Origin of the sequence: Verrucosispora sp. SN26_14.1 (genome assembly GCF_004307965.1) — a bacterium.
GTDB lineage: Bacteria > Actinomycetota > Actinomycetes > Mycobacteriales > Micromonosporaceae > Micromonospora.
On sequence record NZ_SISL01000458.1, the window covers coordinates 1 to 4,643 of the forward strand.

The following is a 4,643-nucleotide window of genomic DNA, read 5'->3' on the forward strand; positions in this document are numbered from 1 at the left end:
TGTCAGAGACAGTCCGGTGGCGGCGCGGAGCCGGTCGGTGGCGCGCTCGGCGGCGGCGCGGTATCGGCCTGTGGCGCGCTCGGCGGCGGTGCGGTCCGGGTCGGTGGTCGTGGTGGTGGTCGCCGCCGCGCCCCGGTAGGTGGTGCCGTCGTCGGTGCGTTCCTCGACGCTCGGGCGGTCGGCGGGACGGGCCTCGGTGGCCACCGTGCCGGTGCGGTCGGCCTCGTCACCGGCGGCCGGGGGCGGCGCGGGCTCCTCCCGGCGGGACAGCGAAGGAAATCTCATGGGTTCACCTCCAGGTCATGCGTGGCCGGCGCCGACCCCGTCCTTCGCCCGCCACGCGTCAACGCCATCGAGATACCCAGCCCGCACTTTCCCGACACCCGTGCGGCATCGAGCCAATTAGATCTTGGGAAGCTCGGTTCCCGGGGAGGAAGGACCCGGCAGCGACGGTGCAGGATCCGGCTCAGCAACGAGGCAGGACCGGCTCGGCAGCGAAGGCGGATCCGGCCCGGCAGCGAGGCCCAGCAGCGAGGGCGGGCAGCGAGGGTCAGCGGCGGGGGCGGGTGAGGGGTGCCAGGAGGGTGGTGAGCAGGGCCGCCCGCCGGGGGCGGGAGACCAGGACGGGACGGTTGCGGACGCACCGGACGAGGACGTCCACCGCGCGGTCCACCGTCATCATCAGCGGCCGGACCGGGCCCTTGGCCATCTTGGTGTCGACGAACCCGAACCGCACGGTGGTCACGCTCACGCCCTGTCCGCGCAGCGCCGCCGAGAGCCCCAGCAGGTACGACGACAGTCCCGCCTTCGACCCGGCGTACCCGGGTGCGTCGCCGGAGACCATCCGGTCCGCCATGCTGGACAGCCCGATGAGGTGCCCGTCACCGGCGGCCACCATCCTCGGCACGACGGTGGCGACCGTGCGGGCCGCCCCGATCAGGTTGACCTCCAGGGTGCGGGTCTGCGCCTCCAGGTCGGCCAGGTCGACGGGCTCGCCGATGCCGGCGGCGTAGACGCAGAGGTCCACCCCGTCCAGCTCGTCGATCGCCTTCGTCAGCACCTCCGGGTAGTCGGGCGCGGTCACGTCGACGGTGTGGTGGGCGTACGTGGGGACTCCGATGCCGTTGTCGCGGCGGGACACTCCGGCGACCCGCCAGCCGTCGGCGAGCAGCCGTCGGGTGAACGCCAACCCGATCCCGTCACTGTTGCCGATCACCACTGCGCAGCGCATTCGTTCCGCCATGCCCCACCGTCCTCATCGCACCGATGGTGCCCGCCCTCCCGGCGGCCCGAGGCGCAATTGAACCAGAGTTTTCTGAGTACTCCCTACCAATGAGTAGAGAGTCCGGCCGGCTATCGGCGTACGCCTCGGGCCGGACTCCGTGTGGTGCGGGCGGAGGTCTGGCGGGGTGCGGCGCGGACCAGGGTGAGGCCGGCGCGCTGGACGAATATCGACCGGCGGGTGACCGCGTGACCCTGGATGTCGAGCTGGTATCCGTCCAGCCAGACCCACCCGTCGTAGGTGGTCCAGTCCAGTTCGCGGATCACCCGGAACATGATCGACCGATGGAACTGCACGCTGGCCCGACGGGTCACGCGCACCAGGTCACCGGCCCGAAGCTGACCGTCGTGCCCCCGCTCGGCCGGGACGCGGTCGGTGGGGAGGTGGCGGGTCACAGCCAGCCCAGGAAGCGGTGGTGCAGGGTACCGGCGGTGGCCCAGGACATGTCCTGGCTGGCGGCCACCAGGCAGGAGCCCAGATAGAGCCGGAGCGAGACGGGCGCCTGGTCGTACTCGGCGCGGAGTTCGATGCGGCGGCGGGCGCAGGGCCAGGGCCGGTCGCATCCGGCGCACATCCAGGTGGGCAGCACCGGGCCGTGGCGGGTCACCGTGCACCACCCGGGGAGTACGCGGCCGTGCCGGTCGTGGTCGTGGAGGCTACGCGCATCGTGGTCCTCTCGGCGCGGCGATGATCGTCGGCAAGAAGTGCTCCGTTGCCTTTTCACGTCAATTCATGACGGCATTTCATTCAGCCCCGGACGGCCTCCACAATCCGTCTCCCGCCCGTCTTGCGCAACGTTCCGCACCGCCCTACTGTCTTTCGGTAATTGCACGCGACGAATGGAAATAAATCGCGTGCGTCCGGAAACGCGATCGCGTGCGTCCGGGAACATCACGTGTTGCAGGAAGGAAAGCGGTGATGTTGCATGCTGGATGAAACAAGCGGGTCCACCGTGCCCCGACGGCAGCTCGGGCGACTCTTCACCGAGCTGCGGGAACACGCCACGATCACCCTCGACGAGGCGGCGCGGGCGCTGGACTGTTCACGACAGAAGATCTGGCGGATCGAGAAGGGCCTGGTGCCGGTCCGGCTGGTGGACGCCCGTGCGATGTGTGATCTCTATCGGGTGCCGGAGGAGATGGCGGCGATCGTCGCCGGGCTCGCGAAGGAGACCCGGGCCAAGGGGTGGTGGCACTCCTATGGCGACGTGGTCCCGTCCTGGTTCTCGCTCTACGTCGGCCTGGAATCGTCCGCGACCCTGTTGCGGCAATACGATTCCGAGTTGATTCCCGGGCTGCTGCAAACCCGCGCCTACGCCAGCGAACTCTTCCGCCGCAAGAACCCGACGATGACCCCCGAGGAGCGGGAGAAACTGGTGGCGGTGCGCCTGCAACGGCAGAGCATCCTGGTCCGGCGGCTGCCCGTCGCGCCCACCCTCCAGGTGGTGCTCAGCGAGGCCGTGCTGCGCCGCAGCATCCCCGACCGGCAGGCGATGATCGAGCAACTCCGCCACCTGCTCGACGTGGCCGCGCTGCCGAACGTCTCGCTGCGGGTCCTGCCACTGGCCGCCGGCCCGCCGCTGGCCAGCGAGACCGGCACCTTCGTCGTGCTGGGCTTCCCGCAGGGGCTCGGCCGGGCCTCGACCGAGCCCACCACCGTCTACCTGGAGAACATCACCGGCGCGCTCTATCTCGACCGGCCGACGGAGGTGGCCGCCTTCGCACACGTCTGGAACGACCTGGAGTCACTCGCCTCCGGTGAGGCAGAATCAGAGAAAATGATCAACATGATCATCGAGGAGCATCATGACTGATCTGGCCGGGGCCGTCTGGCGCAAGAGCACCCGCAGCGGCGGGAGCGGAGGAAACTGCGTCGAGGTGGCCGACAACCTGCCCGGCGTGGTGGCCGTCCGGGACAGCAAGGACCCGTGCGGCCCGGTGCTCACCGTCACGCCGTACGCCTGGACGGCCTTCGTGCGGCAGGTGCGGCACCGCTCACACTGACCACGACGGCGGGCTGACTACGCTTGGTGTCGTGCCAGAGGGACATACGATCCATCGCCTGGCGGCTCGGCACGCCGAGCTGTTCGCCGGGGACAAGGTGCTCGCCGCCAGCCCCCAGGGCCGGTTCGCCGAGGGTGCCGCGCTGCTCTCCGGGAGTGTGCTGGAGGCCACCGAGGCGTACGGCAAGCACCTGCTGCACCACTACGCCGGTGAGCGGACCCTGCACGTACACCTCGGTCTCTACGGCAAGGTGACCGACGGTGACGGTGAGCCGCCGGAGCCGGTGGGGCAGATCCGGCTGCGGCTGGCCAGCGACCGGCACTGGCTCGACCTGCGCGGGCCGACCGCGTGTGAGCTGCTCACCCCGCCCGAGGTGGCGGCGTTGCGGGCCCGCCTCGGCCCCGATCCGCTGCGTGCCGATGCCGACCCGGACCGCGCGTACGACCGGATCCGGCGCAGTTCCACGCCGCTGGCCTCGTTGCTGCTCGATCAGTCGGTGGTGGCCGGCACCGGTCTGATCTTCGTGATGGAGGCGCTGTTCCGCGCCGGGCTGCCGCCGAGGATGCCCGGCCGGGAGCTGAGCCGTCCCGCCTGGGACGCCATCTGGGCCGACCTGGTCGAGCTGATGACGCTCGCCGTCGCCGCCGGTCGCATCGACACCGTTCGCGCCGCGCACCTGCCCGAGGCGATGGGCCGCCCGGCCCGCGTCGACCGGCACGGCGGCGAGGTGTACGTCTATCGCCGTGCCGCCCAGCCCTGCCACGTCTGCGGCACCGCCGTCAGCCGGGGCACCCTCGGCGCCCGCAACCTGTACTGGTGCTCGACGTGCCAGATGTAAGGAAGGGCCCCCTGCTAACGCCTCGCGCATAGCAGGGGGCCCTTCCTAACGCCCGGCGACGGTGCTCGCGCCCGCCGATCCGGGGTGGTGCTACTACTGCTTGCGCCAGTTCTGGTCGGCGTAGCCCTTGTCGGTGTAGATGATGAGCGGCTTGTTCGGGTCGGCCATGATCGTGTCGAGGACCTTGCCGTTCAGCTTGCTGACGATGCGGCCCTTCGAGTTCATCTGCCAGTGCTGAGCAGGGTTGCCGCTACAGGTGGTCGCCTGCACCACCGTGTTGTCCTCGGAACCACCCCAGGCGATGTCCATGCAGAGACCACGGGAACGGATGGTCCCGTCGCTGCGGAAGGTCCACCACTGCGCCGGATCCTCGGTGCAGGTGCGCAGCCTGAGCTGCATCCCGTCGCCAGCGCCGGAACTGACGCACCGCTTCGTCTGTACGTGGAGGATCTGCACCGCGTCGGCCGGGCGCGTCGGCTTCGGGTCGGGGGCCGGCGGCGTCGATGCGCCCGCGTTCGCC

The 4,643-nt window shown here is 70.5% G+C and carries 8 protein-coding genes; 3 read left to right on the top strand and 5 right to left on the bottom strand.

The genetic code is table 11. The annotated features are described in order from the left end of the window. The 4 genes from EYA84_RS26960 to EYA84_RS26975 all read right to left on the bottom strand — a co-directional run. On the bottom strand, positions 1–285 hold a 285-nt coding region (locus EYA84_RS26960; RefSeq protein ID WP_394347620.1), incomplete at its 3' end, for a hypothetical protein. Between the two features lie 265 nt (positions 286–550). Beyond that, entirely contained in the window at positions 551–1,243 is a 693-nt protein-coding gene (locus EYA84_RS26965) for an SDR family oxidoreductase (RefSeq protein WP_131056541.1), read from the bottom strand. A gap of 110 nt (positions 1,244–1,353) precedes the next feature. Further along, a complete protein-coding gene (locus tag EYA84_RS26970) occupies positions 1,354–1,677 on the bottom strand; it encodes a hypothetical protein (protein ID WP_131056543.1) in 324 nt (107 codons plus the stop codon). Then, positions 1,674–1,889 carry a hypothetical protein gene (locus EYA84_RS26975; protein ID WP_131056545.1) on the bottom strand — a complete coding sequence of 72 codons (216 nt, stop codon included), beginning with the start codon at positions 1,887–1,889 and terminating at the stop codon, positions 1,674–1,676. The genes EYA84_RS26970 and EYA84_RS26975 overlap by 4 nt, the downstream gene beginning before the upstream one ends. Before the next feature lie 318 nt (positions 1,890–2,207). Here EYA84_RS26975 and EYA84_RS26980 point away from each other — a divergent pair, with 318 nt between their 5' ends. The 3 genes from EYA84_RS26980 to EYA84_RS26990 are packed head-to-tail and all read left to right on the top strand — an operon-like array spanning position 2,208 to position 4,123. Continuing rightward, on the top strand, positions 2,208–3,095 hold the full coding sequence (locus tag EYA84_RS26980; RefSeq protein WP_131056547.1) for a helix-turn-helix transcriptional regulator: 888 nt from the start codon (positions 2,208–2,210) through the stop codon (positions 3,093–3,095). Then, a complete protein-coding gene (locus EYA84_RS26985) occupies positions 3,088–3,285 on the top strand; it encodes a DUF397 domain-containing protein (RefSeq protein ID WP_131056549.1) in 198 nt (65 codons plus the stop codon). The genes EYA84_RS26980 and EYA84_RS26985 overlap by 8 nt, the downstream gene beginning before the upstream one ends. Positions 3,286–3,316: 31 nt before the next feature. After that, a complete protein-coding gene (locus EYA84_RS26990) occupies positions 3,317–4,123 on the top strand; it encodes an Fpg/Nei family DNA glycosylase (RefSeq protein ID WP_131056550.1) in 807 nt (268 codons plus the stop codon). 93 nt (positions 4,124–4,216) lie between these two features. On the opposite strand, the gene EYA84_RS26995 is transcribed toward EYA84_RS26990, so the two are convergent. After that, the coding region (locus tag EYA84_RS26995; RefSeq protein WP_161595051.1) for an RICIN domain-containing protein at positions 4,217–4,643 on the bottom strand (427 nt) is incomplete at its 5' end.

Coding starts and splice junctions, on each gene's coding strand:
- EYA84_RS26980 (WP_131056547.1), top strand. CDS start 2,208: ATGCTGGATGAAACAAGCGGGTCCACCGTGCCCCGACGGCAGCTCGGG.
- EYA84_RS26985 (WP_131056549.1), top strand. CDS start 3,088: ATGACTGATCTGGCCGGGGCCGTCTGGCGCAAGAGCACCCGCAGCGGC.
- EYA84_RS26965 (WP_131056541.1), bottom strand. CDS start 1,243: ATGGCGGAACGAATGCGCTGCGCAGTGGTGATCGGCAACAGTGACGGG.